At 67.5% G+C, this 25,067-nt stretch carries 27 protein-coding genes; 21 read left to right on the top strand and 6 right to left on the bottom strand.

The window, feature by feature from the left end; translation table 11 throughout:
* The first annotated feature begins 13 nt into the window (after positions 1-13).
* Positions 14-217 (top strand): hypothetical protein, encoded by a 204-nt coding sequence (locus tag OVO38_RS06645; protein WP_095553581.1) that lies wholly within the window; start codon positions 14-16, stop codon positions 215-217.
* Between the two features lie 4 nt (positions 218-221).
* Complete coding sequence (locus tag OVO38_RS06640; RefSeq protein WP_095553580.1) at positions 222-365, top strand: hypothetical protein; 144 nt, start codon at positions 222-224, stop codon at positions 363-365.
* A 57-nt stretch (positions 366-422) separates the two neighbouring features.
* On the opposite strand, the gene malQ is transcribed toward OVO38_RS06640, so the two are convergent.
* Positions 423-2,567: a 4-alpha-glucanotransferase gene (malQ, locus tag OVO38_RS06635; protein ID WP_267208044.1), complete on the bottom strand. Its 2,145-nt coding sequence runs from the start codon at positions 2,565-2,567 to the stop codon at positions 423-425.
* Between the two features lie 91 nt (positions 2,568-2,658).
* Here malQ and OVO38_RS06630 point away from each other — a divergent pair, with 91 nt between their 5' ends.
* The 12 genes from OVO38_RS06630 to pdxY (OVO38_RS06575) all read left to right on the top strand — a co-directional run bounded on the left by OVO38_RS06630 (position 2,659) and on the right by pdxY (OVO38_RS06575) (position 15,278).
* Positions 2,659-4,497, top strand: coding sequence for an AMP-dependent synthetase/ligase (locus tag OVO38_RS06630; RefSeq protein WP_267208043.1), 1,839 nt, complete (start codon positions 2,659-2,661; stop codon positions 4,495-4,497).
* 129 nt (positions 4,498-4,626) lie between these two features.
* Positions 4,627-5,295 (top strand): hypothetical protein, encoded by a 669-nt coding sequence (locus OVO38_RS06625; protein WP_095275579.1) that lies wholly within the window; start codon positions 4,627-4,629, stop codon positions 5,293-5,295.
* Positions 5,296-5,304: 9 nt separating this feature from the next.
* Positions 5,305-6,456 (top strand): radical SAM family heme chaperone HemW, encoded by a 1,152-nt coding sequence (hemW, locus tag OVO38_RS06620; protein ID WP_267208042.1) that lies wholly within the window; start codon positions 5,305-5,307, stop codon positions 6,454-6,456.
* Positions 6,457-6,487: 31 nt separating this feature from the next.
* Positions 6,488-7,507, top strand: coding sequence for a heat-inducible transcriptional repressor HrcA (gene hrcA / locus OVO38_RS06615; protein WP_095275487.1), 1,020 nt, complete (start codon positions 6,488-6,490; stop codon positions 7,505-7,507).
* Between the two features lie 62 nt (positions 7,508-7,569).
* Entirely contained in the window at positions 7,570-8,709 is a 1,140-nt protein-coding gene (gene dnaJ / locus OVO38_RS06610; protein WP_239215232.1) for a molecular chaperone DnaJ, read from the top strand.
* Complete coding sequence (locus OVO38_RS06605) at positions 8,709-9,407, top strand: 16S rRNA (uracil(1498)-N(3))-methyltransferase (RefSeq protein WP_095553576.1); 699 nt, start codon at positions 8,709-8,711, stop codon at positions 9,405-9,407. The genes dnaJ and OVO38_RS06605 overlap by 1 nt, the downstream gene beginning before the upstream one ends.
* A gap of 14 nt (positions 9,408-9,421) precedes the next feature.
* Positions 9,422-10,444 (top strand): PhoH family protein, encoded by a 1,023-nt coding sequence (locus OVO38_RS06600; protein WP_095537309.1) that lies wholly within the window; start codon positions 9,422-9,424, stop codon positions 10,442-10,444.
* Positions 10,441-11,067, top strand: a complete 627-nt coding sequence (ybeY, locus tag OVO38_RS06595; RefSeq protein WP_095553575.1) for an rRNA maturation RNase YbeY — start codon at positions 10,441-10,443, stop codon at positions 11,065-11,067. The genes OVO38_RS06600 and ybeY overlap by 4 nt, the downstream gene beginning before the upstream one ends.
* Before the next feature lie 7 nt (positions 11,068-11,074).
* Positions 11,075-12,403 carry a hemolysin family protein gene (locus OVO38_RS06590; protein WP_267208040.1) on the top strand — a complete coding sequence of 443 codons (1,329 nt, stop codon included), beginning with the start codon at positions 11,075-11,077 and terminating at the stop codon, positions 12,401-12,403.
* Between the two features lie 41 nt (positions 12,404-12,444).
* Positions 12,445-13,509 carry a 2,3-butanediol dehydrogenase gene (locus tag OVO38_RS06585; protein WP_267208039.1) on the top strand — a complete coding sequence of 355 codons (1,065 nt, stop codon included), beginning with the start codon at positions 12,445-12,447 and terminating at the stop codon, positions 13,507-13,509.
* A gap of 81 nt (positions 13,510-13,590) precedes the next feature.
* Entirely contained in the window at positions 13,591-14,442 is an 852-nt protein-coding gene (gene pdxY / locus OVO38_RS06580; RefSeq protein ID WP_095547376.1) for a pyridoxal kinase PdxY, read from the top strand.
* Complete coding sequence (gene pdxY, locus OVO38_RS06575) at positions 14,442-15,278, top strand: pyridoxal kinase (RefSeq protein WP_267208038.1); 837 nt, start codon at positions 14,442-14,444, stop codon at positions 15,276-15,278. Before pdxY (OVO38_RS06580) ends, pdxY (OVO38_RS06575) begins: the two co-directional genes overlap by 1 nt.
* Here pdxY (OVO38_RS06575) and fmdA read toward each other — a convergent pair.
* Both fmdA and OVO38_RS06565 read right to left on the bottom strand, forming a co-directional pair.
* Positions 15,275-16,528 carry a formamidase gene (gene fmdA, locus OVO38_RS06570; protein ID WP_095275496.1) on the bottom strand — a complete coding sequence of 418 codons (1,254 nt, stop codon included), beginning with the start codon at positions 16,526-16,528 and terminating at the stop codon, positions 15,275-15,277. The genes pdxY (OVO38_RS06575) and fmdA overlap by 4 nt on opposite strands.
* A gap of 8 nt (positions 16,529-16,536) precedes the next feature.
* Positions 16,537-16,824, bottom strand: coding sequence for an FmdB family zinc ribbon protein (locus tag OVO38_RS06565; RefSeq protein WP_095537302.1), 288 nt, complete (start codon positions 16,822-16,824; stop codon positions 16,537-16,539).
* Between the two features lie 129 nt (positions 16,825-16,953).
* Between OVO38_RS06565 and OVO38_RS06560 the strand changes: the two genes are divergently transcribed.
* The 4 genes from OVO38_RS06560 to OVO38_RS06545 are packed head-to-tail and all read left to right on the top strand — an operon-like array spanning position 16,954 to position 21,277.
* A complete protein-coding gene (locus tag OVO38_RS06560; RefSeq protein ID WP_267208037.1) occupies positions 16,954-18,729 on the top strand; it encodes an ABC-ATPase domain-containing protein in 1,776 nt (591 codons plus the stop codon).
* 11 nt (positions 18,730-18,740) lie between these two features.
* The gene (era, locus tag OVO38_RS06555; RefSeq protein ID WP_095537301.1) at positions 18,741-19,751 is read left to right on the top strand and encodes a GTPase Era; all 1,011 of its coding nucleotides are present in this window, start codon (positions 18,741-18,743) and stop codon (positions 19,749-19,751) included.
* The gene (gene recO / locus OVO38_RS06550; RefSeq protein WP_240510695.1) at positions 19,741-20,523 is read left to right on the top strand and encodes a DNA repair protein RecO; all 783 of its coding nucleotides are present in this window, start codon (positions 19,741-19,743) and stop codon (positions 20,521-20,523) included. Before era ends, recO begins: the two co-directional genes overlap by 11 nt.
* Positions 20,524-20,530: 7 nt before the next feature.
* Positions 20,531-21,277, top strand: coding sequence for an isoprenyl transferase (locus tag OVO38_RS06545; protein WP_095275501.1), 747 nt, complete (start codon positions 20,531-20,533; stop codon positions 21,275-21,277).
* Between the two features lie 2 nt (positions 21,278-21,279).
* Here the strand turns inward: OVO38_RS06545 and OVO38_RS06540 are convergent, their stop codons facing one another.
* Together OVO38_RS06540 and OVO38_RS06535 are read right to left on the bottom strand one after the other, a co-directional pair.
* Positions 21,280-21,729, bottom strand: coding sequence for a Fur family transcriptional regulator (locus OVO38_RS06540; protein WP_095275502.1), 450 nt, complete (start codon positions 21,727-21,729; stop codon positions 21,280-21,282).
* A gap of 20 nt (positions 21,730-21,749) precedes the next feature.
* Positions 21,750-22,265, bottom strand: a complete 516-nt coding sequence (locus OVO38_RS06535) for an ArsR/SmtB family transcription factor (protein ID WP_244213343.1) — start codon at positions 22,263-22,265, stop codon at positions 21,750-21,752.
* Positions 22,266-22,464: 199 nt separating this feature from the next.
* Here OVO38_RS06535 and OVO38_RS06530 point away from each other — a divergent pair, with 199 nt between their 5' ends.
* From OVO38_RS06530 to OVO38_RS06520, 3 genes are read left to right on the top strand one after another with little or no spacing between them, the layout of a single operon-like run.
* Positions 22,465-23,847: a glycine--tRNA ligase gene (locus tag OVO38_RS06530; RefSeq protein WP_267208036.1), complete on the top strand. Its 1,383-nt coding sequence runs from the start codon at positions 22,465-22,467 to the stop codon at positions 23,845-23,847.
* Between the two features lie 5 nt (positions 23,848-23,852).
* Positions 23,853-24,359, top strand: coding sequence for a hypothetical protein (locus tag OVO38_RS06525; RefSeq protein WP_095275504.1), 507 nt, complete (start codon positions 23,853-23,855; stop codon positions 24,357-24,359).
* Positions 24,356-24,784 (top strand): hypothetical protein, encoded by a 429-nt coding sequence (locus tag OVO38_RS06520; protein WP_267208035.1) that lies wholly within the window; start codon positions 24,356-24,358, stop codon positions 24,782-24,784. The genes OVO38_RS06525 and OVO38_RS06520 overlap by 4 nt, the downstream gene beginning before the upstream one ends.
* A gap of 7 nt (positions 24,785-24,791) precedes the next feature.
* Here OVO38_RS06520 and OVO38_RS06515 read toward each other — a convergent pair whose 3' ends face one another.
* Positions 24,792-24,959, bottom strand: coding sequence for a hypothetical protein (locus OVO38_RS06515; protein WP_158221617.1), 168 nt, complete (start codon positions 24,957-24,959; stop codon positions 24,792-24,794).
* Positions 24,960-25,067 lie beyond the last annotated feature (108 nt).

Genomic DNA, 25,067 nt, shown 5'->3' with positions numbered 1-25,067 from the left:
AGGAGGGACCTTCATGTTTGCACTGAGCCCCTGGCTCCAGCTCCCGATCGTGCTTGCCGTCGCGCTGCCGGCGGCCGGGCTCGCCGCGTGGGCGATGCTGCGCGTGGCGGATTGGCTGGCGTTCCTGCGCGACAGAACTCGCGGGACCAAAAGTGCACAACAGACCGGAAGCGCACACGGCGAAGTTTCGGCCGCGGCGGATGGGGAAGTACACTAGCGCCATGGCAAACCCGGAAGAATTGCGCAAGCAGGATCAGCGCCTACCACGGCAGCAGCGCAAGTACCCGCAGTCGCGGGTGACGCAGGCACTGTACGTGATGCTCGCGCTCGTCGTTATCGCGGCGATCGTCGGCGGCCTGGTGTAGCACGCCGAGCCCGCTCCTGCGCGAGACCTGCGCCGGCGGCGGCGCACAGCGGCCAAGCTAGCGCTGCGGCCGCCGCGACGCCTCTGCGACCCGGTGGAAGAGGGGGTGGGACGGCAGGGCGTCGATAAGCACCGGCTTCCCCGCGGCATCGGTGAGGGGGATACACCAGTTTGCGTACTGGTGCGCGTTGGTGCCCGGCTGGTTTTGGATGCGGCGGTCGCCCACCATGTCCACGAGGTTCGTGCACGTCATCGCGGACGGGGTCGAGGCGATGAAGCGGGTGAGGCCGACAAGCAGGTCATCCAGCGAGCCCGCGCTGTCGAACTCGCCGAGGTCGTACTGGGTAAAGTCGGTGTCCGCGAACGGCGTGCCCGCGAACGCGCCCTCGGCGCGCACCTGGTTGAGCACGCGGCCGATCCACACGCCGTCCTCGGCGTTGAGCTCTTCGAGCGACTCCGCCACCAGGCCCAGGCGGGAGCGCAGCTCGTTGTGCACGCCCTCCATGTATCCGGCGGTCGGCGGCAGGTCGTGCGTGCCAACGGCGGACAGCGCCAGCGCCCGGTACTGGTCGGCCGGGCGCGGGTCGTCGGAATCGGTGGCCTCGAACCACAGGACCGTCGTGCCGAACACACCGGTGTCGCGCAGCACGTCCTGCACCCACGGCTCGAAGGTGCCCAGGTCCTCGCCGATCACCACGGCGCCTGCGCGCTGCGCCTCAAGCAGGAGGATGCCCACCATCGCCCGGTAGTCGTAGTTCATGTACAGGCCGTCGGCCGGCGTGTCCTCGCGCGGCATCCAGAACAGGCGGAACAGACCCAGGATGTGGTCGACGCGGATGCCGCCGGAGTGGCGCAGCACCGTGCGCAGCAAGTCGCGCCACGGGCCGTACCCCTGCTGGGCGAGTGCCTCCGGGTTCCACGGCGGTTGGGACCAGTCCTGCCCCTGCTGGGAGTACATGTCCGGCGGCGCGCCAACCGAGGCGTCGGCAACCAGCGCATCAGCCAGCGTGTGCGCGTCCGCGCCGTCCGGGTGAATGCCCACGGCGAGGTCCGTCATGATGCCGATGCGCATGCCGGCGGCCAGCGCGCGGTCCTGGGCGACGCGGCGCTGCTCGTCCGCGATGAACTGCAGCCACATGTAGAACTGGATCGTTTCCTCGTCGGCGGCCTTCGCCGCGTGCTGGCCGTGCTCGGCCGCGTCGGCCTGGACAGCGCACCACTCGCCGAACTCGCGCAGGCCCTCGCCCTCGTCCAGGGTGTACAGCTCGAAATCGTGCGAGCGCCCCGGGTCCTGCTGGGACAGGTAGAACAGCTCGCGCAGGACCGCGAGCTTCACCTCAAACACGGCGTTGCGATCCAGCGGGTCGGCGGTGTGGTTCATCGCTTTCAGCGGGCTGACCAGCTGGTTGACCTCCGCGCGCGTTTCCACGCCGAGCTTGGTGAACTCGGGGACTGCCTCGACGGAAATATAGATGGGATTGACAAAGCGGCGCGAGGCGGGGAGGTACGGGGAGTCCTCCACCGGCGGGACGGGCTGCGCCGCGTGCACCGGGTTGATCAACAGGTAGTCCGCGCCCTCGGCGGCGACAGCCTCGGCGATGCGCGCGAGGTCTTCAAAGTCGCCGATGCCCCAGGACTGCGTGGAGCGCACGGAGTAGAGCTGCGCCATCACGCCGTACGCGGGCCGGCGCTCGAGCGCCTCGTTGGTGGTCAGGCGGGCCGGCACGACAATGAGCGGGCAGACCTCGTCCAGGTCGTCGGACTCTAGGTGCAGCTCGTGCCAACCCTCGGGCAGGTCGCCGGGGACGTGGAAGGTCGCCTCGCCCCAGACGGTGCCGTCGGCGGCGGTGGTCGGCGGCGCCCAGTTCTCGTCCTGGTAGGCGTCGCGCGAGGAGCCGTCCTCTAGGCGGATCCAGCAGTGCGCGTAGTGGCCGTCCTTGACGTGGACGTTGAAGTGCTGTTCCTCGCCCGCGGTGGCGACCACAGTCAGGGGGAGGGGGCGGGTCGCCAGGGCGGTCGCGCGGGCGTCGATAAGCTCTTGGAGCTCCTGGTCTGAGGGGGATTCAGACAGCGGCACGCCGATTGCGCGCAGCAGTTTCATGAAGGACTGCGCCGGCGGCGTGATCAGCTCCCCTACGTCGGATCGGTAGGAGGTGCCAAAGCCGTACGACCGGGCGAGTGACAGCAAAAGTTCTTCATTCATCACAGTGAACACAAGGTATATTGTGCCAAACGCGCCGCGCGCTCGCCCGGAGCGGGGCCGAGCAGCTGTTAACGCGGTAGGGTGAGGGCTTATGTCACAGAATTCTTTCACCACGGACCTCGGTTTCGAGCTCGACGCGTCGGAAAACTGCCTGAGCCAGCTGATCACGCTGTGCACGGAGCACCCGCACACGGTGCTGTTTTCCCGCCCGCGTAACTACGACTGGGTGAACGTGACTGCCGGCGAGTTCCTCGAAGAAGTCTACGAGGCGGCGAAGGGCCTGGTGGCGGCTGGTATTGAGCCCGGCGACCGCGTGGCGATCCTGTCGGCGACCCGCTACGAGTGGTCGCTGATGGACTTTGCCATCTGGGCAGCCGGGGCGGCGTCGGTGCCGATCTACCCGTCGAGCTCGATGTCGCAGATCCAGTGGATTTTGGAGGATTCCGGCGCGAAGCTGGCGCTGACGGAGACGCGTGATCATACGCAGCTGATCAGCTCGTTCGTGCTGCAGGAGGATGGCACGCCGCGGCTGGCGGGCTCCACGTCCCAGCTGCGCAAGGTCTATGAATTTAATGCCTCGGGCGTGGAGACGCTCAAGTTCGAGGGGCGCGAGGTGGAGCAGTCGCTTATCGACGCCCGCGTGGCCGCCATCACCCACGACGACATCGGCTCGATCGTCTACACCTCGGGCACCACCGGCCGGCCGAAGGGCGTGGAGCTCACGCACGGCAACTGGGCCTACCAGACGTGGGCGCTGATTAAGAACGAGATCGGCGAGGTCGCCGTGCCCGGCAAGCGCGTCGTGACGTTCCTGCCACTCGCGCACGTGCTGCAGCGCGCGGTGTCGCTGGCGCTGGCGATGGCGGGCGCGACCCAGTCGCACTGGTCCGACACCTCCACCCTCACGGTGGAGCTGCAGCGTGCCCGGCCGAATATGGTGCTCGGCGTGCCGCGCGTGTTTGAGAAGGTGCGCAACGCCGCCTACAACAAGGCCGCTGACGGCTCCGCCGTGGGCAAGCGCGTCTTCCTCGAAGCCGAGCGCGCCGCCATCGAGTACTCCAAGGCGCTGGATACGCCGGAGGGGCCGAACCGCGTGCAGAAGGCGAAGCGCAAAGTGTTTGAAAAGCTTGTCTACTCCAAGCTCAAGGACGCCATGGGCGGCGCCGTGACCTACGGAATTACCGGCGGCTCCGCGATGAGCGCCGAGCTGTCGCACTTCTTCCGCGGGATGGGCGTGCCCATTTATGAGGGCTACGGGCTGACCGAGACCTGCGCCGCGGCGTGTGTGAACAACAAGGTCGGGCAGAAGATCGGTACCGTCGGCCCGCCGGTCAACGGCTACTCGGTGCGGATCAACGACGACGGCGAGATCGAGTTCTCCGGCCCCGGCGTGTTCAAGCAGTACTGGAACAACCCGGACGCCACGGCCGAGGCGTTCGACGAGGGCTGGTTCAACACCGGCGACCTGGGCGAGGTGGACGACGAGGGCTTCGTGCGCATCACCGGCCGCAAGAAGGATCTCATTGTCACCGCGGGTGGCAAGAATGTTTCGCCCGGGCCGATGGAGGAGATCATCCGTCAGGACCCGCTGATCTCCAACGCGCTCATCGTCGGCGACGGCAAGCCGTTTATCGGCGTGCTGGTCACGCTGGACGAGGACGAGCTGTCCCGCTGGAAGGCCACCCACAACATCCCGGAGCAGAAGAAGCTTTCGGAGCTCGCCCAGGACGCGAGCCTGCGCGCGGAGGTGCAGGACGCGATCAACATGGCCAACGCGACCGTTTCGCATGCCGAGGCGATTAAGAAGTTCCGCATCCTGGACCGCGACCTCTCCGAGCGCGACAACGAAATGACGCCGACGATGAAGGTCAAGCGCAACGTGGTCTTCCAGCGCTTCCGCGAGGACATCGACAAGCTCTACGAGCGCTAGCGTGCGTCGGTGGCGGGGTGGGTGCGGCGTAGCTTCGGCGCGCCTTCCGCGCCGGGGCGCGCCCGTGCCTTAGCATTGCTCCCAGCAAATCCGTAACTCGTCCTGAGCAATACAAAAGGGGGCTTGTCCGTGCACAAGACGGCTGCAATGCTGCGGCACCGCGAGCTCACGCAGGAGATTTACAACATCGGCGACGAGGTCGCCGAGTACATCGAGCACATTGCAGAGGCCGTCGCGGACTACGACGGCGAGCTCACGGACGACTGCCTCGCCGAGTTTGTGGAGATCGCCGACGACGCCCGCGTGGACGCGCGCCGCGTGGTCGGCGAGCTTATCGGCTTGCGCCAGGCGCTGACCTCGGGGATGCGCGCGGGCGTCCTGTCCGCCTCCGCCTGCCCCGAGGAGAAGGTCCCCGAGCCGGAGCTTCTCGACGCCACCGGGCTGGAAGAGCTCTTCCCGCTCTCCGCGCCGTTTTCCGTGCAGACGATGGAGGACGCGCTCACCGGCCGCACCGACCTCACCGTCCAGCACCTTACCGAGATTGTCGCCTACACCCTCGAGCAGACCGACATGGTCGCCCGCGAGCTCGGCGCGGTGAGCCTGCCGCACCTCTACGCCACCGTCTCAGAGCTGGTCGAGGCCGCCGTCGAGGGGTGGGTGGAGACCGTGTGCGTCGACCACCCGGCGTTCGTGCGCACCATGCGCGGGACCAACCCGCCGGAGTTTTTGGACGAGCGCGCCCGCATCAACCGGATCGTGGAGAAGGTCGCGGCGAAGCGCTCCCGGCGCGGTGCCTAAACTGGCCGCATGGCTGAACACGACTCTTTTGGCGTCTACCTTCACGTCCCGTTCTGCGCGACCCGTTGTGGCTACTGCGACTTCAATACGTACACGCCCACCGAGGTAGCGTCCTCGCACGCGGAGTACCTGGACGCGATCGAGCGCGAGCTGGAGCTTGCCGCCGCGCGCACCGCCGCCGAGCGGGGCGAGCACACCCCGCCGCGCGCGGACACTGTGTTCGTGGGCGGGGGCACCCCGTCGCTGCTCGGCGCGGACGGACTGTCGCGTCTGCTGGGCGCCGTCCGCAACACCTTCGGCCTTGCGCCGAACGCCGAGGTCACCACGGAGTCGAACCCGGAGTCCACCAGCCCCGGCTACTTCGCGGGGCTGCGCGAGGCCGGCTTTACTCGCGTCTCGCTCGGGATGCAGTCCGCCTCCACGCCCGTACTCAAGGTGCTGGATCGCACGCACACGCCGGGGCGCGCTGTCGCCGCTGCCCGCGAGGCGCTCGCCGCCGGGTTCGACCACGTCAACCTGGACATGATCTACGGCACCCCGACGGAAACGGACGACGACGTGCGCGCGACGCTCGACGCGATCCTGTCCACGGGCGTGGATCACGTGTCCGCGTACTCGCTCATCGTGGAGGACGGCACCGCGATGGCGCGCAAGGTGCGCCGGGGCGAGCTGCCGGCGCCCGAGGAGGAGGTGTACGCGCGCCGCTACGAGTTGATCGCCGAGGCGCTCGAGGGCGCGGGGTTTGGCTGGTACGAGGTGTCGAACTGGTCGAAGCCGGGCGGGGAGTGCCGGCACAACCTGCTGTACTGGCGCGATGGTCAATGGTGGGGCGCGGGTCCGGGGGCGCACTCTTATATCGGCCGCGAGCGCTTCGCCAACGTGAAGCGCCCAGAGCGCTACGCCGACACCCTGCGGGGTGGCGACCTGCCAATCGGGTTCACGGAGACGGTGACGGATGCGGAGCACCACGACGAGCAGGTGATGCTCGGCCTGCGGCTCAAGGAGGGTATCCCTGCCGGCTGGGTAGGGGAGGGGGCGCGCGAGGTCGTCGACAAGCACGTGCGCGGCGGCCTGCTCACCGCGGGCGAGCGCATCGCGGTGACGGATGCGGGCCGATTGCTTGCAGACGGCATCGTGACCGATATTCTGGCCGCCGAGTAGGATAGCTGGCAGTCGATGAGAGGGAGTGCTAATGAGTGCTGCTGATGACCGCCGCAAGGCGGTGCTGCGCGCAATCGTTGCAGACTACATCGCGCAGCAAGAACCAGTCGGATCGAAGGCACTGGTGGAGCGCCACGGGCTCGGCGTGAGCTCGGCGACCATCAGGAACGATATGAGCGTGTTGGAACAACAGGGCTACATCAGCCAAACTCACACCTCCTCCGGCCGCATCCCCACACAGGCCGGGTACCGCGCGTTCGTGGACGCGCTGCACGATGACGTCAAGCCGCTCTCCGTCGCCGAGCGCCACGCCATCCTAGACTTTCTCGAGCACGGCGTGGACCTCGAGGACGTGCTGCGCCGCAGCGTCCAGCTGCTCGCCCAGCTGACCAACCAGGCCGCGGTGGTGCAGCTGCCCAACCTCGACCTGTCGCGCGTGAAGCACTGCGAGGTCGTCTCGCTCACGCCGACTCGCTTGCTGCTGGTGGTCATCACCGACACCGGACGCGTTGACCAGCGCAATGTCGAGCTCAAGGGGCCGCTTGTCGACGCCCACGTGCCCGTCCTCCGCGACCTCCTCAACGACGTCCTCGTCGGCCGGACGATGCGCGAGGCCGCCGCCGGGCTGTCCACCCTGCACGCGCGCGCCCCGCGCGAACTCGCCGACGCCGTCGGGCGCTGCGCCGCCGTCCTCGTGGACACGCTGGTGGACACGACCGCGGACCGCCTGCTCATCGCCGGCGCGGGCAACCTGACCGTGCACCGGCTGGCGGACCTGCACAACGTGATCGAGGCCCTGGAGCAGCAGGTCGTCGTGCTGAAGCTCCTGGCCAGCGCGCAGGATCTGGAGCGGGTGTCCGTGCGGATCGGGCGGGAGAACGAGAACGAGGAATTTTCCCAGGCCGCGATTGTTACTACTGCATATGGCGCGGGCGACGAGGCGCTTGGCGGACTCGGGGTGGTCGGTCCGACGTACATGGACTACCCCGGTACGATTCAAAAGGTTGCCACCGTGGCCCAATACATTAGCCGCATCCTGCGGGGCGAATAGCAGCCGCGACCAGCGGGCGAAGCACTTCCTCACACTTCTATAAATCTGAAAGGGTAAATACTTTGGCACGAGACTACTACGGCATTCTCGGCGTCGACCGGGAAGCCACGGAGCAAGAGATTAAGAAGGCGTACCGCAAGCTCGCCCGCAAGTACCACCCGGACGTGAACCCGTCCGAGGAGGCTGCGGAGAAGTTCGCGGACATCTCGCTGGCGCAGGAGGTCCTGCTGGACCCGAAGAAGCGCAGCATTGTGGACCGCGGCGGAGACCCAATGGAGCAGGGCGGCGCGGCCGGGCCCGGCGGCGGCTTCGGTGGATTCGGCGGTGTCGGCGACATTTTCGAGGCGTTCTTCGGCGGGGGCGGCGCGGGCCGCGAGCCGCGTTCGCGCGTGCAGCCGGGCAACGACGCCCTGCTGCGCACCCAGATCACGCTGGAAGAAGCGTTTGCGGGCGTGAAGAAGGACGTCACCGTGGACACCGCCGTGCTGTGCAACAAGTGCCAGGGTTCCGGCTCCGAGTCGGGCGCCAAGCCGGAAACCTGCGACTACTGCCAGGGACAGGGCGCGGTGCAGGAGATGCAGCAGTCCTTCCTGGGCAACGTGATGACCACCCACGAGTGCCCGAAGTGCCACGGCTACGGCGAGATTATTAAGGACCCGTGCCGTCAGTGCGCCGGCGACGGCCGCGTGCGCACCACCCGCGACCTCACCGTGAATGTCCCGGCCGGCATCGCGTCCGGCATGCGCATCCGCATGGCCAACCAGGGCGAGGTCGGCCACGGCGGCGGCCCGGCGGGCGACCTCTACGTGGAGGTCCACACCGCCCCGCACGCCGTCTTCGCCCGCGAGGGCAACGACCTGCACCTGCAGCTGCGCGTGCCAATGTACGACGCTGCGCTGGGCACCGAACTGTCCGTGGATAACCTGGCCGGCGAGCAGACCACTATCCAGGTCCCGGCCGGCGTGCAGCCAGATGAGGAGATCGTCCTGCACGGCGAGGGCATGCCGCGCCTGCGCGCCGAGGGCGCGGGCGACATGGTCGCGCACGTGAAGGTGGTCGTGCCGACCGACCTGAGCAAGGACGAGCGCGCCGCGCTGGAGCAGCTGCGCGAGTCTCACGACGACGAGGCGCGCGTGCACTCCAGCGAGGAGTCCGGCGGGGAAAGCTTCTTCTCCCGCATGCGTGGTAAGTTCCGCCGCTGATGAGCCTGCCGTACTTTTACGCCGCGCAGCCAAGCTCCGGCGAGCTCGACGGCGCCGAAGCGAAACACGCCCACGTCAAGCGCATCGGCCCGGGGGAGCACATCATGCTTGTCGACGGCCACGGCAACGCCGCCGAAGTCGTCGTCCGCGACTGCTCGCGCGACCGTGTCGTCGGCGACGTGGTGGCCGAACACACCGAAGCCGCGCCCACGCCGCGCGTCACGCTCGTGCAAGCGGTGCCGAAGTCGGAGCGCGCCGAGCTGGCCGTCGACCTCGCCGTGCAGGGCGGCGCGGACGCCATCATTCCCTGGATCTCGCACCGCACCATCGCGCGGTGGGGGAACGACAAGCAGGCGAAGCAGGTGCAGAAGTGGCAAAACCAGGCAGCCGCCTCCGCGAAGCAGTCGCGCCGGGCGTGGCTGCCTAAGGTCCACGACGCGGTGACGACCAACCAACTCAAGGACCTCATCGCCGGCAAGCCCGCGGTCGTGCTGCACGAAGATGCGACCGACTCCATCAAGGACCTTAATTTCGGCGAAGAGGTCTTCCTCATCGTCGGCCCGGAGGGCGGCATTGGCCAGGATGAGTTAGATTTGCTCGGAGCCCACCCCGTGCGGATGGGGCCGCAAGTCCTGCGCACAGCGAGCGCCGGGTTCGCGGCACTTTGCGCCATCGGCGCGTTGACGTCTCGCTGGTAGTGTTGAGGAGCAGCATGCAAAATCCAGTTACCCGCAAACTCGAATTGGACTCCGCCTACGCCCAGGCCGTCCTCGGAGTCAACGACGGCAACCTGCGGGTCCTCAACCGGCAGCTCGCCGCTGACATCCACGCGCGAGGCACGACGCTGACGCTGCGCGGTGCCGAGGCGGACGTGGCCTACGCGGCGCGCGTCGTCGATGAGCTTGAGTCCATGGCGCGCCGTGGTGTGCCCGTTGACCCGGACTCCGTCGTCCACGCCGCCCGCATTATGGAGACGGACACGCCAGAATCCGCGTCCGAGATCCTCGGCGCCGAGATCGTCGCCCGCCGCGGCAAGGTGATCCGCCCCAAGACGGCGGGCCAGCGCCAGTACGTCGACGCGATTGATGAGCACACCATCACCTTCGGAATTGGCCCCGCCGGCTCCGGCAAGACCTACCTGGCCGTGGCGAAGGCGGTGCAGGCGTTGCAGGCCAAGGAGGTCAAGCGCATTATCCTCACCCGCCCCGCCGTGGAAGCGGGCGAGAAGCTTGGCTTCCTCCCGGGCACGCTGAACGACAAAATCGACCCGTACCTGCGCCCGCTCTACGACGCGCTGCGGGACATGTTGGACCCGGAGATGATCCCCAAGCTCGTCGACGCCAACATCATCGAGGTCGCCCCCCTCGCCTACATGCGCGGTCGCACCCTGTCGGACGCGTTCGTGATCCTGGACGAGGCGCAGAACACCACCGGTGCCCAGATGAAGATGTTCCTCACCCGCCTGGGCTTCCGCTCGAAGATGGTGGTCACCGGCGACATCTCGCAGGTGGACCTGCCGCGCGGCACCGTGTCCGGCCTGCGCGTTGCCCGGCGCATTCTGTCCAACATCGATGACATCGCGTTCCAGGAGATGCGCGGCGAGGACGTCGTGCGCCACCACCTGATCTCCCGCATCGTCGCCGCGTACGACCGGCACGATGCCCAGAATTCGATGCGCTACGAGAAGCGCCAGCAGGAGCTTGAGCGCGAGCGCGAGGAGGAAGCCAGCCAGTGAGCATTGAAGTTCTCAACGAGTCCGGCGAGGCCGACGTAAACGAGCAAATGCTTATCGACGTTTGCTCGTTCGCCCTCCAAACCATGGACGTCCACCCGGACACCGAGGCCACGATCACGCTCGTGGATGAGCCGACGATGGCCGATCTCCACGTCCGCTGGATGGACCTTGAGGGCCCGACCGACGTGATGAGCTTCCCCATGGACGAGCTGACCCCGGGCGGCGGCCGCCCCGACGCGACCCCGATGGGCGCGGCGATGCTCGGCGACATCATCCTGTGCCCGGCGTTTGACCGCAGGCAGGCGGAGATGGCCGGCCACGATTTGGCGCACGAGCTCGCGCTGCTTACTGTCCACGGTGTCCTGCACCTGCTCGGCTACGACCACATCCAGCCCGCCGACGAGCGCGAGATGTTCGCGCTGCAGAACGAGATCCTCGCCGACTGGTACGACTCCATGACCGCGCGCGGGGTGGAGTACCAGCCGAAGCCGACCGGTGCGCACGCGTTCCCCTCCGCCGCTGACCGCGAGGAGCTCGACCGCCTGATGCGTGAGCGCGAGGCGCAGCACACCGACCCCCACGGCCCCAGAGGCTCCAACGCACCGACCCAGAACGAGAACTAACACCTCAATGCACAACACCATTCTCTACGGCATCATCGCGCTCGCGGCGATGCTGTTGTCCGGCCTTCTTGGCTCCGTCGAATCCGCCCTGACCCCGGTCTCCCGGGCGCGTGTGGAAAACATGGTGAAGGACGAGGTCGCCGGCGCACCGGCGCTGCTGCGCGTGGTCAACGCGCGCGCGAACCACGTCAACATGCTCGTGCTGCTGTCTACCACGCTGGACATCACGGCGGCGGTGTTCGCGGCGATCACAGCCATGGACCTCATTGACGCGGAAGGCTGGGCGATCACCGCGGCGATCGTGGCGGTAGCGCTGCTGCAGTTCAGCATCATCGGCGTCTTCGCCCGCACGGCTGGCAAGCGCAACCCGTACACCATCTCGCTGAAGGCGGCCCAGTGGCTCGTGGTGTTCCACGCGGTGCTGGGCCCGGTGTCCCGTTTCCTGATCAAGCTGGGCAACCTGTTCCACCCGGGCGCGGACTTCCGCGACGGCCCGTACGCCACCGAAGTGGAGCTGCGCGAGGCTGTTGACATTGCGCAGGAGAAGGGCGTGGTGGAGACCACCGAGGGCCGCATGATCCAGAACATCTTCGACCTCGCGTCCACTCACGCCCGCCAGGTGATGGTGCCGCGCCCGGAGATGATCTGGATCGAGAGCGAAAAGACGGCGCGCCAGGCCACGAGCCTGATGGTTCGCTCGGGTCACTCGCGCGTTCCGCTCATCGGCGAGAGCGTCGACGAGATCGTCGGCGTGGCTTACCTCAAGGACATGTTCGGCGACAACGGTGCCCCGGTCGACGCGTCGACGCAGCTGACCGGGCTGATGCGCGAACCGCTGTTCGTGCCGGAGTCGAAGCCGCTGGACGAGCTGCTCAAGCAGATGCAGCAGCAAAACACGCACATCGCAATCGTCATTGACGAGTTCGGCAACGTGGCCGGCCTCCTCACCATGGAGGACCTGCTGGAGGAAATCGTCGGCGAGATCACCGACGAGTTCGACGAGGACGAGGACGCCCCGATCGAGCAAATCGGTGAGCGCCAGTTCCGCGCCCAGTCCCGCCTGCCGCTCGATGACTTGGTGGACTACCTCGAGGACCACTTCGATTACGAGGTCGAGTTCGACGACGAGCTCACCGACTCCGTGGACACCCTCGCCGGCCTACTGTCCTACAAGCTTGGCCGCGTCCCGCTCCCGGGTTCGTCGACGGTGATCGACGGCGTGCGCTACACCGCCGAGGGCGGCTTCGACCGCCGCGGCCGCATTAAGACGAGGACAGTGCTTATCGACGTCCCCGAACCCCCCGAAGAGCCGCTGCCGACTGACGAAACGCGCTAAAATAGTACCTGTCAGTTTTTCCTCTTGAAAGGGGTTTTCCAATGCGTGCAGTGCGCTACTACGGTCAGAAAGACATCCGCGTCGAAGAGATTGACGCGCCGGAGGCGGGCAAGGGCGAGGTGCTCATCGACATCGCCTGGTGCGGCATCTGCGGCACAGACCTGCACGAGTATCTGGAGGGGCCGATCTTCTGCCCGAAGCCGGGCCACCCTCACCCGATCACGGGCGAAGAGCCGCCGGTCACCCTGGGCCACGAGTTCTCCGGCGTGATCTCCGCGCTGGGCGAGGGCGTGGACGACCTGGAGGTCGGCCAGCACGTCGTCGTCGAGCCGTACGTCCTGCCGGATGACGTCGACCCGAAGAAGCCGGGCCCGTACAACCTGCACCCGGACGTCAACTTCATTGGCCTGGCTGGCGGTGGCGGCGGCCTCTCCGAGAAGATTGCGGTCCCGCGCCGTTGGGTCCACACGATTTCAAACGACATCCCGCTGGATGAGGCCGCCCTGATCGAGCCGCTCTCCGTTGCCCACCACGGCTTTTCCGCCGCGGACGCGAAGGAAGGCGACGTAGCCCTGATCGGCGGCGCCGGCCCGATCGGCGTGCTCACCGCCGCGGTGGCGAAGGCATACGGCTGCACCGTGGTCGTCTCCGAGCTCTCCGAGCTGCGTCGCCAGAAGGCGCTCGACGCCGGCGTGGTCGACTACGCCATCGACCCGAGCAGCCAGGACCTCAAGGAAGAGATCATGAAGATCACGGACGGCAAGGGCGCGGACGTCGCTTTCGAGGCCACCTCCGTGAACGTGGTGCTGGACCAGCTGGTGGACTGCCTGAAGCTCAAGGGCACCCTGGTCGTGGAGTCCATCTGGTCGAAGAAGGCATCGCTGGACATCCACAGCGTCGTCATGAAGGAGCTGACGCTGCGCGGCATCATCGGCTACGCGCACGACCACGAGCAGACCATCAAGCTCGTCGAGTCCGGCAAGATCGACCTCAAGCCGTTCATCACCGGCAAGATCGGTTTCGACGGCGTGGTCGACGAGGGCTTTGACACCCTGATCAACCGCAACGAGACCGCGGTGAAGATCCTCGTTTCCCCGGAGCTGTAGGGAATACGAGGAAATTCTCGGGGCTGCGTTTGTGGCCCCTAACGCCCCCCGTCGCAAAGCGGCGAGGGCACAATAGGTGGTATGAGTAACATTCTCTCCATCCAATCCGCAGTTGCGTACGGGCACGTGGGCAACTCGGCCGCCGTCTTTCCCCTGCAACGCATCGGCCACGAGGTGTGGCCGGTGTACACCGTCAACTTTTCCAACCACACCGGTTACGGTCACTGGACCGGCCCGATGATCCCGGCCTCGGATGTCGCGGACATCATCAAGGGCATGGATGAGCGCGGCGCCCTCGAGCGTGTCGACGCGGTGCTTTCCGGCTACCAGGGCGGCGACGACATCGCCGACGTGATCGTGGAGGCTGTCGCGCAGGTCAAGGCCAAGAACCCGAACGCCATCTACGCGTGCGACCCGGTGATGGGCAACGCCAAGTCCGGGTGCCACGTCTCCGACAACATCCCGCCGCTGCTGCGCGACAAGGTCGTGCCGGCCGCCGACCTGATCACCCCGAACCAGTTCGAGCTGGGCTACCTCACCGAGCGCGACGTCAACGATCTGGATTCGACGCTGGCCGCCGTGGACGCCGCCCGCGAGATGGGCCCGTCGACCGTGCTGGTCACCTCCGTCGAGCGCCCCGACGCGCCGGAGGACGTCATGGAGATGATCGCTGTGGATGACAAGGGCAAGTGGATCGTGCGCACCCCGCGCCTGCCGTTTAAGCGCAACGGCTCCGGCGATGTCACCGCCGCCCTGTTCACCGGCCACTACCTGCGCGGCGGCGACGCGGCGGACGCGCTGGCTCGTACCGCAAGCTCCGTGTACGACATGTTGCGCCTCACCCACGAGGCGGACTCGCAGGAGCTCAAGCTTGTGGAGGCGCAGGACTACTACGCCAACCCGCAGCTGCAGTTCAACGTGGAAGCGCTGTAGTGAACATCGTTTCGTTGCAGTCGGCGGTGGCGTACGGGCACGTGGGCAACTCGGCCGCCGTGTTTCCTATGCAGCGGCTCGGCCACGAGGTGTGGCCGGTGCACACCGTCAACTTTTCCAATCACACGGAGTACCCGACCTGGCGCGGGCCCGTGCTGGGCGCTGACAGTGTGCGCGAGATTCTGCGCGGCATGGAGTTCGCGTTCCCGCAGGTGGACCTGTTTGTCAGCGGGTACCTCGGCACCGCCGAGATGGCGGAGGTGGTGCGCGACGCCGTCGTGGCCATCAAGGAGGCCAACCCGCAGGCGCGCTACGTGTGCGACCCGGTGATTGGTAACTCGGAGGTCGGCTCGTTTGTCAGCGCGGACATCCCCGACGTGTACACCGAGACGCTCATCCCGCTTGCCGACGCCATCACGCCCAACCAGTGGGAGCTCTCGCTGCTGACCGGCCGGCGCCTCGACCCGGGCGACGCCGCGTACGCCGCGGACGCGGAGTACACCGAGGCGCTCGCAGACGCCGCGCGGTCGCTGTGCAGCAACGCGCTCATCACCTCGGTGGAGACGGGCAACCCGGAGACGATTGGGATGGTCGACGTGGCGTCGACAAGCGTCCTGCGCACGGACGCCCCGCGGCTCGGCGGCAACATTGTTGGCGCGGGCGACCTGGCGACGGCGCTGTACGCCGCGCTCATCGACGTCGCGCCGCAGCAGCGCCTCGACCACCTCGCCGGGACGATGGGCGCGATGGTGCGCGCGGTGCGCGAGCGCGGGCTCGACGAGCTGCCGCTCGTTGAGCTGCAGGAGTGCATCGTCGACCCCGCACGTACCGCCTAGGCGAAGGACGAGCGCGGCGCGCCGATGCCCGGGTCGATACGCGGTGGCTCGCCGGCGCCGGGGCGGATGTCAATGTCAAAGATTTCCGTCGGCAGGTACACCGTGGCGCACGCGTTCGGAATGTCCACCACGCCGGAGAAGCGGCCCTCGATCGGCGCCGCGCCCAGCAGCAGGTAGGCCTGCTCCGGAGACCAGCCGAACGTGGTGAGGTAATCGATGGCGTGGAGGCACGCGCGCTGGTACGCCAACTGGGAATCCAGGTAGCGCTGCTCGCCCTCGAGCGTGACGGAGGTGCCGGAGAACGCGAGCCACTGGCTGTACTGCGGCTCGACGTTGCCCGGCATGAAGATGGCGTTTTCGGTCACGCCGTACTTGGCCATGCCGTCCTTGATCACGTCGACGTGGAAGTCGATGAAGCCGCCCATCTCGATGCCGCCGCAGAACGTGATCTCGCCGTCGCCCTGGGAGAAGTGCAGGTCGCCGACGGAGAAGTTCGCGCCGTCGACGTAGACGGGGTAGAACACGCGCGTGCCCTTGGACAGGTTCTTGATGTCCTGGTTGCCGCCGTTTTCGCGCGGCGGGGCGGTGCGGGCGCCCTCGCCGGCGACGCGGTCGAAGTCAGCGCCGGTGAGCGAGCCGAGGATGGCGTGGTCCGGCTCCGGCGGCAGCGCGAGCGGAGGGACGCGCTCCGGGTCGGTGGCGATGAGCGCGGCCTCGCGCTGGTTCCACTTGCCCAGCAGCTCGTGGGACGGGGCGGTGCCCATGAGGCCCGGGTGGATGATGCCGGTGAAGCTCACGCCCGGGATGTGGCGCGAGGTCGCGGTCTGGCCGGTGAAGTCCCACACGGCCTTGTACGCGTCGGGGAACTGGTCGGTGAGGAAGCTGCCGCCGTTCTTCTTGGCAAAGATGCCGGTGTAGCCCCAGCCCTGGCCGGCGAGCGGGCCCTCCTCCTGCGGGATCGGCCCCACGTCCAGGATGTCCACAACCAGCAGGTCGCCCGGCTTCGCGCCTTCGATGCGGAACGGGCCGGAGAGCGCGTGGACCTTGTTCAGCGGCGCGTCGCGGATGTCGTCTGCGCTGTCGTCGTTGTGGATGTCGCCGTCGAACCACTCGCGGCAGTCAACGCGGAAGGTGTCACCGGGCTGCACCGTCTGGATCGCCGGGATGTCGGGGTGCCAGCGGTTGTGGCCGACGGTCTCCTGATCCGGGAACGGCTTGGCGGAATCGAGTGGGAAAAGATTCTTCGGCATGCTGCCTCCTAAGGCTTCGGAAGTTTGGCGTGTTGCGGGTTGTGCGAGACCGGGGTGGCGCGCCGGTTTCCGGCACGCGGGACCGAGTTCACGACCGCGGGTTCGTATGCGCTCTTCTGCGTTGCCTCCACCAGCTGGGCCTTTCGCTTATCGACGCTTCCCACAGCCGGTGCACTAATCACCCTCGTCGCCTCCTCGCCGCAGTCCTTGCAGTCCGTCGTGCGCGACTCTGAGGACATGGGAAGAAGCCGCTCGGTGGTGTGTCCGGTTGGGCAACGAAATTCATAGAAAGGCATCTGCTTCACTTTCTTTTTCAGCAGTGGGTGCAATCACAAAAGCACGGCCAGTGTAACGCATACCGAGTAGGGGTACGCGGACACCGGCCGCCGATCGGGGGTGGCGCGCCCCCGACTACGGTGGCGGGCATGGCACAGCAACGCAGACACCGGAACCACCGAGCCGACGCGCGGAGCTCGCGCCCCGCAAGGCGGCGCGGCACCATCGATCAGCTGGATCGGATGTGCCGCGACATCGACGGCGCCGGCTACGGCGCGTACAAGAAGCTCGCGGGCGAGTACGAGGCCGGCGAGGTCCGCCTGGTGGTGGACAAGGTGCAGTCGGACCCGTTCGCGTCGCCGTCGAAAATCCGCGTCATCGTGCCGCGCGATGCGCTCGATTTGGGCAGTGAGTTCACCGCGACGCGCGGCGACCGCATCGCCGTCGCCGACGTGCTGGCGCGCGAGGCTGCGGCACTCCTGCGTTCCGGCGGCGCGCCCGGCCGCGGAGGGGGCAGCGGCAAATCCAACACCATCAGCATCGGGGCGCTCGGCCAGGAGGTCCTCGAGCGCACCAACGTGCTGGTGGGGGAGCGCGACGTAGAATTCCGCCTGCTCGTCGGGCTGCCCGCGCGCGGCCGGCGGGTGCTGGGCAAACAGGCGGCGCAGCTGCTCACGCAGGACGTCCCCCGGCTCGCGCAGCGGGCTGCGGCGGTGTCGCGCCAAGCCCTGGAAGACGCAGTGTGGCTGCTCCGGGACCAGGAGGCGCTCCGCGCCGAGCTGCCGGGCCGCGGGCTCGTCGCGTTCGTCGCCGACGGCGCGAACCTCCCGCGCGCATCGGGCGCGAGCGATCTGCCGCTCAGCGGCGGCGTCCCGTTCCGCAGCCCCGAGCCGCTGCGTGTCACGTTCGACCTGCCCAGCGGCCGCACCGTCACCGGGATGGGCGTCCCGGAGGGGCTCACCGTCATCGTCGGCGGCGGCTACCACGGCAAGTCCACGCTGCTGCGCGCACTTGAGCGCGGCGTGTACCCGCACACGCTCGGCGACGGCCGCGAGTTCGCCATCACCCGCGCCGACGCCGTGACGGTGCGTGCGGAGGACGGCCGCCCGGTGACGTCGCAGGACATCTCCGCGTTCATTGCCAACCTGCCCAACGGCGCCGACACCGCGCACTTTTCCACCGCCAACGCCTCCGGCTCCACGTCCCAAGCAGCCAACGTTATCGAGGCTCTCCAGGCGAGTGCGAGCACGTTGCTTATCGACGAAGACACCTCCGCCACCAACTTCATGATCAGAGACACCGTGATGGCGGAGCTCATCGCCGCCGACCGCGAACCGATCACGCCGTTCAGCGCACGCGTCCGCGGGCTCTACGAGGAGCTCGGCGTGTCGACGGTGCTGGTCGCCGGCGGCTCCGGCGCGTACCTGGGGCTCGCGGACACCGTGATCGCCCTGGACGCCTACGTGCCGAGCGACGTGACAGAACGGGCCCACGCGGTCGGGCGCGGGCACGAGCCAGCGCAGCTGCCGGTCACACCGGAGATGTTCGCGCCGGATGCCCGCACGCTGTCGGGCCCGACCTTTGTCTCCGGCGGCTCAAGCGGCGGGCGGCGCCGCGGGCCAAAGGTGCGGGGGCAGGACACCATCAGCGTGGGCAAGAGCGACATCGACATGTCCTTCCTGCCGCAGCTGGCCGGGGCGCCGCAGACGGCGGCGATCGCCGCCGCGCTGGAGCGGCTGGACGAGTGGTGCGGCCGCGGCGGGGCACCGGTGGCGGTGGGCGTCGAGAAGCTGCTCGGCGAGCTCGAGGCTGAAGGGCTCGCGGCACTCGTGCCGGGGCGCGCGCACCCGGGGCACCTCACGGCGCCGCGGCGGTTTGAGATCCAGGCCGCGGTGAACAGGTACCGGGGGCTTCGCACCGGGTAGGATTACGCGCCATGAGCACTTTCTTCCCCGACGAGGCCGACCTGCCAGACGACGCGCGCGCCGATGCCACCGGCGGCACGGACGCGGCGCCCCGCCCGACCGTGCCCGGCTTCACCGACACGCCGGAGGGCTTCCGCTCCGGGTTCGTCAGCTTCGTGGGCCGGCCCAACACCGGCAAGTCCACGCTGACCAACGCGCTCGTGGGCGAGAAAGTGGCCATCATGGCGGATCAGCCGGAGACGACGCGCCGGCCGATCCGCGGCATCGTGAACCGGGAGGACGCGCAGGTCATCATCGTGGACACGCCCGGCATGCACCGCCCGCGGACGCTGCTCGGCGAGCGGCTCAACGACGTGGTCAAGGACACCTTCGCAGACGTCGACGTCATCGGGTTCACGGTGCCCGCGGACGAGAAGATCGGCCCCGGCGACCGCTTCATTCTGGACCAGATCCGCCGCATCAAGCCGAACACGCCGATCGTTGGCATCGTGACCAAGCTGGACAAGGCCTCGCGCGATATGGTCGGCGAGCGCCTGCTCGCGCTGCACGAGCTGCTTGGCGGCGACTGCGAGGTGGTGCCGGTCTCCGCCACGGACGGCGTGCAGACGGACGTGCTCATGGACATCCTGGTTGGCCAGCTGCCGGAGGGCCCGCGCTTCTACCCGGTCGGCGACGTCACCGACGAGGACCTCGAGGCGCGCATCGCCGAGCTGATCCGCGAGGAGGCGCTGCAGGGGCTTCGCGACGAACTGCCGCACTCCGTGGCCGTCCAGATCGATGAGATGGTGCCGGACCCGGAGAACCCGAACCGCACCATGATCTACGCCGTGATCTACCTCGAGCGCCCCGGTCAGCGCCGGATCCTGGAGGGGCCGAACGGCCGCCGCCTGTCCGGGATCACCCACCGCTCGCGCCAGCAGATCATGGACCTGGTAGGCCACAACGTGTACCTTGACCTGCGCCTGAAGGTGCTGAAGAACTGGCAGCAGGACCCGAAGGCGCTGGGCCGCCTTGGCTTCTAAGGCGATTCGGACTACTCGGTCTTCGAGGCCTTCGCGCCCGGGCCGCCCGTCCTGGCGCGACCGCGCGTTCGTCGTCCGCACTTACGACTTCGGCGAGGCCGACCGCGTCGTTGTCCTGCTCACGCGCTCCCACGGCTTGGTCCGCGGCGTGGCCAAGGGCGTGCGCAAGGCGCGCTCCCGGTTCGGCTCCCGCCTGCAGCCCTTCATCGACTTGGACGTGCAGATCTACCCGGGTAAGAGCCTGTCCACGATCACCGCCGCTGACACCGTGGCCTACCACGGCGCGCGCATCATCGAGGACTTCGAGCGCTACGCCGCGGCGTGCGCGATCCTGGAGGCGGCGGAAAAACTCGCGTACGAGGAGGCGGACCCCGAGCTGTTCGACCTGGTCAAGGACGGCATCCGCCAGCTACAGATGACGGAGGCGCCGACGCAGGTCCTCGACGCGTTCATCCTGCGCGCCACCGACCACGCCGGCTGGGGGCTGTCGCTGTACAACTGCGCGAACTGCGAGAAGCCTGGCCCGCACCGGGCGTTCAACGCCGCCGTGGGCGGGGCGGTGTGCACGAACTGCCGCCCGCCGGGGTCAATGACTGTGGCGGAGGAAACCCTGCACGCGATGTGGCTGCTCGCGCGAGGCTATGAGTACACGCCAGACTCGGCGACAGGGGAGTCGACAGTGGAGGCGCAGGTGCACCGCGCGGCGACCGCGCACCTGCAGTACCACCTGGAGTCCGGGTTGAAGAGTTTGCGAATGATGGAACAGGCATAATAAGGGCATGACTTTGCGCCAGATCGACCCGGAATTCATCCCCCGCCATATCGCACTCGTGATGGACGGCAACGGCCGTTGGGCGCAGCAGCGCGGCATGAAGCGCACTGAGGGGCACAAGCGCGGCGAGGCAGTGCTCATGGACTGTGTCGATGCCTGCATCGAGATGGGCACGATCGAGTGGCTGTCGGCCTACGCGTTTTCCACGGAAAACTGGCGCCGCGCGGCGTCCGAGGTCCGCTTCATCCTCGGTTTTTCCCGCGACGTGCTGCACCGCCAGCGCGACGAGCTGAACGAGAAAAACGTCCGCATCGTCTGGGCCGGTCGGCGCCCGCGCCTGTGGCGCTCGGTGCTCCGCGAGCTGGAAGCGGCCGAGGAGCTCACCCAGGACAACACCGGACTGACGCTCGCGATGTGCATCAATTACGGCGGCAGGGCAGAGATTATCGACGGCGCACGCCAGCTCGCCACCGACGCCCGCGACGGCAAGATCCGCCCACAGGACATCAACGAGCAGACGTTTTCCAAGTACCTCTACCGTCCCGACATGCCGGACGTGGACTTGTTCCTGCGCCCCAGCGGCGAGCAGCGCACCTCGAACTTCCTGCTCTGGCAGTCGGCCTACGCGGAGATGGTCTACCAGGACAAGCTGTTCCCGGACTTTACCAAGGACGACCTGTTCGAGGCGGTCTACGAGTACGCCAAGCGCGACCGGCGCTTCGGCGGCGCGGTGGATAAGTTCGCGGAGAAGTAAGGCTACGCGTTGGCGTCGAGAAGCTTCCTGCACTCGGCGCAGATGCCGTAGATCTCGGCGTCGTGGGCGACGAGCTGGTAGCCAAACGAGTTCGCGGTTTCGCGCGCCCAGGCCTCGATGGGCCCGCCGTCGATCTCCTCGCTGCAGCCGCACTTCGTGCACACGAGGTGATGGTGGTGGTGCTCGGTGATGCAGTGGCGGAAGAGCGTCTCGCCGTCGGCGTTCTGGAGCACGTCGACGGCGTCGATCTCCGCGAGCGACTGCAGCGTGCGATACACGGTGGTCAGGCCGACCTTCTCTCCACGCGCATCCAGCTCGGCGTGGATTTCTTTGGCGGTGGCAAACTTATCGACGTCGCGCAGCGTCTCCACCACCGCCGTGCGCTGGCGCGTCATGCGCGCTCCGAGTTTGGGGATGGGCTCCTTCGGCGTCCTCTGGTGCTGCTGTGCCATACTTATCTACGGTAGCGCGGCTACTCCACCGGCTGCCGCGGGGTCTGCGGAACGATCCCGGGGTCCGCGGTGGGAGCCACGGTGGGGGACATCGTTGGTGGGGCCACGATCGCCGCGCCCATGCCGGCGCCCACGCCGGGGGAGGTAGGCGCGTCGCTGTCCCCGCCGTGCTCGCGTTCGCTGCGCTTCTCGGCCAGATCGTCGCGCTCGGCGTTCGCTTCCTCTGCCTCCTTGGTCACCCGGGTGGCGGCCCGGGAGAGCGCGAAGATGACATCTCCGGCCTCCGGCACCACAAGGCTGTAGATCACCTCGCGGCCGGAGCGCGAGGAGGTGACCAGCCCGGCGGACTTGAGCACGCGGAGGTGCTGCGAGATCAGCGGCTGAGACTTCTTCAGGTTGGCCACCAGCTCGTGGACCACGTGATCGCCGTTGTACAGCATGAGCAAAATCTGCAGCCGCAGCTCGGAGTTCAGCGCGCTGATGAGCTCCGCGGTTGCGTCGAGGTTTGCTGGGGCGCTTCGTTTACGTCGTGCCAAGGCGCCGCCCCTTTCTAATCGCTGTGGGCGTTCTCAGAATTCTCAGTTTAGGAAATTTACGAGGCTTTTGCCAGTTTCTTGCCCAAGGGCTTGAGCGGGCGTGGGGCATTCGCGCGGTGCGCGCCCCATGCGCATACGCCGGGCGTGCGCTGGGCTACACTAGCACCGTTACCCGAAACCGGATTACAGGAGGCTATCCGTGCCCGCCAGCAAGATCGATACCGTTGTCAACCTCTGCAAACGCCGTGGACTCGTGTTCCCCGCGGGCGAGATTTACGGCGGTACGCGCTCGGCATGGGACTACGGCCCGCTGGGCGTAGAGCTGAAGGAAAACATTAAGCGCCAGTGGTGGCGCCACATGGTGCAGTCCCGCGACGACGTCGTGGGCGTGGACACGTCCGTGATCCAGCCGCGCCAGGTGTGGGTGTCTTCCGGCCACGTCGAGGTCTTCACGGACCCGCTGGTGGAGTCCCGCCATACCGGCAAGCGCTATCGCGCCGATCACCTCATCGAGGCGTACGAGGAGAAGCACGGCCACGAGCCGGAGAACGGCCTGGCAGACATCAACGACCCGGAGACCGGCCAGCCCGGCGACTGGACCGAGCCGAAGGCGTTCTCCGGTCTGCTCAAAACCTTCCTGGGCCCGGTGGATGATGAGCAGGGCCTGCACTACCTGCGCCCCGAGACCGCCCAGGGCATCTTCGTCAACTTCAAGAACGTGATGACCTCGTCGCGCATGAAGCCGCCGTTCGGCATCGCCAACATTGGCAAGTCCTTCCGCAACGAGATCACCCCGGGCAATTTCATCTTCCGCACCCGCGAGTTCGAGCAGATGGAGATGGAGTTCTTTGTCAAGCCGGGCGAGGATGAAGAGTGGCAGCAGTACTGGATTGATGACCGCTACAACTGGTACGTCGACCTGGGCATCAAGGAGGAGAACCTCCGCCTGTACGAGCACCCGAAGGAGAAGCTGTCGCACTACTCCAAGCGCACCGTGGACGTGGAGTACGCCTTCGGCTTCAAGGGCTCCAAGTGGGGTGAGCTGGAGGGCGTGGCCAACCGCACGGACTACGACCTCTCGGTGCACGCGAAGGGCTCCGGCGAGGACCTGTCCTACTACGACCAGGCCAACGAGGAACGCTGGATCCCCTACGTCATCGAGCCGGCCGCCGGCCTGGGCCGTTCCATGATGGCCTTCCTGGTGGACGCGTACGACGAGGAAGAGGCGCCCAACGCCAAGGGCGGCACCGACAAGCGCGTCGTTCTGCGCCTGGACCGCCGCCTGGCTCCGGTGAAGGTGGCAGTGCTGCCGCTGTCCAAGAAGGAGGAGCTGTCCGTCCCCGCCCGCGAGCTGTCGAACACGCTGCGCAAGTACTGGAATGTCGACTTTGACACCTCCGGCGCGATCGGCCGCCGCTACCGCCGCCAGGACGAGATCGGTACGCCGTTCTGCGTCACCTACGACTTCGACACCCTCGAGGACAACGCGGTCACTGTCCGCGAGCGCGACACGATGGAGCAGGAGCGCGTGAAGATTGACGAGCTCGAGGCCTACCTCGCCGCCCGCCTGATCGGGGCATAAGCGCGATGCACTACGTCAGCTGGGACCGCTCGGATCGGGACAACCTGAAGTTGCTCGCCGAGGCAGGCCCCGAAGTGCTCGGCGAGTTCACGCACGACCGCGCCGTCGTGGCGGGGCAGCAGTGGGAACTGCTCGCGTCGCCGGAGTCGGGTGCGGTGGCGTCGCGAGGCGGCAGCGAGTTCGTGCGCGCGCACGATTCGCTGAAGCGCGCGAAGCAGATCCGCGTCGACGTGGAGGGCCGCACCTACCAGATGGTCGCGGAGACCTCGAAGAACTGGATCGTCGACGATGCCTCCGGCACGAAGGTCGCCCAGTTCACCTCCGATCACAACGGCGTGCGCAAGGCCATCCTGGAGTTCGAGGGCGAGACCGAGCTTTCGCTTCTCGACGTCGCCGCGCTCGCCTGGGTATCCCGCGAAATCTTGGAGGCGCGCAAGATCGTCTCCTCCAACGTGCTGATCGCAACGCTCCTGCTCTTCTCGCTTGTTGCCGTGCTAGTGTTCGTGCTGTGATTTGGCGCGACAACCTGCTGATCCGCGAGGACGATGACCCGCCCGCCGAGGGCGGCGCGCGCCTCGCTGCGGTGGAGGACGGCACGCTGCGCTTCGGCGCCACGACCCTCCGCTTCACCAGCGAAAACCCGGCTGACCTGCGCGCTGAGGGCGCGCACGGCGAGCAGTTCGCGGTCCGCAAAACGTCGTTCACCGTCGCGCGCTACGCCGCGGACTGCAACGGTGCCGCATACGAGCTCAACCGGACTGGGCTGCGCCCGCGTCGCGAGATCGTTGACGCCCAGGGGAACATCGTCGCGCTGACCGTCGCGCGCGCGAACGGCGATCTCGCGGTCACCGTCCCGCGGGAGATCACCTTGGACATCGTGTTCATGACGTGGTGCTTGACGCTTATCGACGCCCCCGTGCGCCGCACCCGCTACTAATCCACCCCTACTCGGCGTCGTCCGGCGAGCCGACGTAGATGCTCTCGCCCCTGCGCAACGCCGACACGAGCTGCGCCAGTGTTTCGCGCGCCGCAGCCGAACTGGAGCAGCGGCGGAGTGCGTCGAGCTCGTTGAGGTCTTCAGGGGTGAGTTGCTTGGTGATAAGCGCCCTCATCGTGAAAACCTCCCGCTTCCGCTCGTGGTGGCTGGCTGATGTTTGCCAACCAAAGCTTATGTGGATCTAATGTATCGCAGCTGTGATTCAGACACTACGGAACCCCGG

This window comes from Corynebacterium sp. Marseille-P8863 (assembly GCF_946902955.1).
Classification (GTDB): Bacteria; Actinomycetota; Actinomycetes; order Mycobacteriales; family Mycobacteriaceae; genus Corynebacterium; species Corynebacterium gottingense.
The sequence above is the reverse complement of the archived record's forward strand: the minus strand, read 5'-3'. Positions and strand labels throughout refer to the sequence as shown.

Coding starts and splice junctions, on each gene's coding strand:
- OVO38_RS06630 (WP_267208043.1), top strand. CDS start 2,659: ATGTCACAGAATTCTTTCACCACGGACCTCGGTTTCGAGCTCGACGCG.
- OVO38_RS06515 (WP_158221617.1), bottom strand. CDS start 24,959: ATGAGGGCGCTTATCACCAAGCAACTCACCCCTGAAGACCTCAACGAG.
- OVO38_RS06560 (WP_267208037.1), top strand. CDS start 16,954: ATGGCACAGCAACGCAGACACCGGAACCACCGAGCCGACGCGCGGAGC.
- OVO38_RS06540 (WP_095275502.1), bottom strand. CDS start 21,729: ATGGCACAGCAGCACCAGAGGACGCCGAAGGAGCCCATCCCCAAACTC.
- OVO38_RS06525 (WP_095275504.1), top strand. CDS start 23,853: ATGCACTACGTCAGCTGGGACCGCTCGGATCGGGACAACCTGAAGTTG.
- OVO38_RS06605 (WP_095553576.1), top strand. CDS start 8,709: ATGAGCCTGCCGTACTTTTACGCCGCGCAGCCAAGCTCCGGCGAGCTC.
- OVO38_RS06640 (WP_095553580.1), top strand. CDS start 222: ATGGCAAACCCGGAAGAATTGCGCAAGCAGGATCAGCGCCTACCACGG.
- malQ (WP_267208044.1), bottom strand. CDS start 2,567: ATGAATGAAGAACTTTTGCTGTCACTCGCCCGGTCGTACGGCTTTGGC.
- OVO38_RS06545 (WP_095275501.1), top strand. CDS start 20,531: ATGACTTTGCGCCAGATCGACCCGGAATTCATCCCCCGCCATATCGCA.
- OVO38_RS06565 (WP_095537302.1), bottom strand. CDS start 16,824: ATGCCTTTCTATGAATTTCGTTGCCCAACCGGACACACCACCGAGCGG.
- OVO38_RS06585 (WP_267208039.1), top strand. CDS start 12,445: ATGCGTGCAGTGCGCTACTACGGTCAGAAAGACATCCGCGTCGAAGAG.
- OVO38_RS06645 (WP_095553581.1), top strand. CDS start 14: ATGTTTGCACTGAGCCCCTGGCTCCAGCTCCCGATCGTGCTTGCCGTC.
- era (WP_095537301.1), top strand. CDS start 18,741: ATGAGCACTTTCTTCCCCGACGAGGCCGACCTGCCAGACGACGCGCGC.
- pdxY (WP_095547376.1), top strand. CDS start 13,591: ATGAGTAACATTCTCTCCATCCAATCCGCAGTTGCGTACGGGCACGTG.
- hemW (WP_267208042.1), top strand. CDS start 5,305: ATGGCTGAACACGACTCTTTTGGCGTCTACCTTCACGTCCCGTTCTGC.
- hrcA (WP_095275487.1), top strand. CDS start 6,488: ATGAGTGCTGCTGATGACCGCCGCAAGGCGGTGCTGCGCGCAATCGTT.
- fmdA (WP_095275496.1), bottom strand. CDS start 16,528: ATGCCGAAGAATCTTTTCCCACTCGATTCCGCCAAGCCGTTCCCGGAT.
- OVO38_RS06590 (WP_267208040.1), top strand. CDS start 11,075: ATGCACAACACCATTCTCTACGGCATCATCGCGCTCGCGGCGATGCTG.
- OVO38_RS06600 (WP_095537309.1), top strand. CDS start 9,422: ATGCAAAATCCAGTTACCCGCAAACTCGAATTGGACTCCGCCTACGCC.